This window comes from Burkholderia sp. E168m23, assembly GCF_016586125.1.
Classification (GTDB): domain Bacteria; phylum Pseudomonadota; class Gammaproteobacteria; order Burkholderiales; family Burkholderiaceae; genus Burkholderia; species Burkholderia orbicola.
The window spans coordinates 1-1,440 of record NZ_BCPP01001321.1; the positions used below are offsets into that span (position 1 = coordinate 1).

The 1,440-nt window shown below is 65.8% G+C and carries 1 protein-coding gene and 1 pseudogene; one reads left to right on the top strand and one right to left on the bottom strand.

What is annotated here, in order from left to right; genetic code table 11:
* A partial coding sequence (locus tag JMF90_RS36915) for a Tex-like N-terminal domain-containing protein (RefSeq protein WP_305790774.1) occupies window positions 1-961 on the bottom strand: 961 nt, incomplete at its 3' end.
* A gap of 155 nt (window positions 962-1,116) precedes the next feature.
* On the opposite strand from JMF90_RS36915, the pseudogene JMF90_RS36920 reads away from it, so the two are divergent.
* Window positions 1,117-1,440, top strand: a pseudogene (locus JMF90_RS36920) (hypothetical protein); the annotation flags it as partial.

Here is a 1,440-nt window from a genome sequence, read left to right on the forward strand (position 1 = left end):
GGTCGTTCAGGTTGCGCGCGAACACGCGGATCGCTTCGGTTTCGGCCGTTTCGCGCAGCTGCGTGAGCAGTTCGTTCTCGATATGCGGCTGCACCTTCACGCGCCAGCACCAGCGGCAGACGTCGGACAGCCATTTGTCGGCCGGGCGATTCTGGTTCGCGATGCCGAAATGGCGCGCGATCATCGCCTCGCCGGGATGCGGCACCTGCGCGTCGAGCTCTTCGCCGAGGCCGAGCTTGATCGTCAGCACGCCGGCGTTGCGGCCGCGGAACAGCGCGAGCGCACGGTGCGACGGCACAGTCTTGATCGTTTCCGCGTAGTCGTAATAATCGCGGAATTTCTCGCCTTCCTCGTTTTCCTTGCCCTCGACGACGGCCGACGACACGACGCCCTGGTTGTGCAGGTAGTCGCGCAGCTTGCCGAGCAGCTCTGCCGTCTCGCCGAACTGCTCGGACAGGATGTCGCGCGCGCCGTCGAGCGCGGCCTTCACGTCGGCGACGCCCTTGTCGGCGTCGACATAGGCGGCCGCCTCGGCCTGCGGGTCGAGCAGCGGGTTCGCGAGCAGCGCCTGCGCGAGCGGTTCGAGGCCGGCTTCGCGGGCGATCTGTGCGCGCGTGCGGCGCTTCGGCTTGTACGGCAGATAAAGGTCTTCGAGCACCTGTTTGCTGTCGGCCGCGTCGATCGCGGCACGCAGTTCGTCGGTCAGCTTGCCCTGTTCGTCGATGCTCGACAGGATCGCGGCGCGGCGATCCTCGAGTTCGCGCAGATACAGGAGGCGTTCCTCGAGGTTGCGCAGCTGCGTGTCGTCCAGATTGCCGGTCACTTCCTTGCGGTACCGGGCAATGAACGGAACGGTCGAGCCTTCGTCGAGGAGTTGCACGGCCGCCGCGACCTGGCGCGGCTGGACGGACAGTTCGGTGGCGATGCGCTGTACGATCTTGAGTGCTACGGTTTCCGTCATGTCGTGGATGGTCTGTCTGCCTGCTGAAATCGCGGCGCGGGCCGGCAGCCCCGAAGCGGCGGGCTGCCCGACGGGCCAGAGGCCGCGGGTGAATGAAGCGGGGCATTTTGCCATAAATGGCGGAGCGTCCAGCCGGGGGTGATAGAATTTGACACATGTCCCGCAGCTTTCCTACGACGTTGCCAACTTCCCGCATTTCTCTCGTCGCGCTCGGCGCAGCGCTCGCCGCGGCTTTGTCTGCCGGGCCTTCCGGTGCATTTGCGCAGGCCACTGGCGCCAGCGCGCCGGACACCGTCGTGTCCGCGCCCGTTGCAGCCTCCACCGCCCCGGATTTCGACGCCCGTCAAAAAGTGCTCAATCAACGCTCCGCGGAAAACGATTATCGTTATGCGGTGGCGGAGCACGACTGTTACAGCAAGTTCTTCGTCAACCACTGTCTCGGCAAGGCACGCGACCAGATGCGCGAGGAGCGGGCGAGC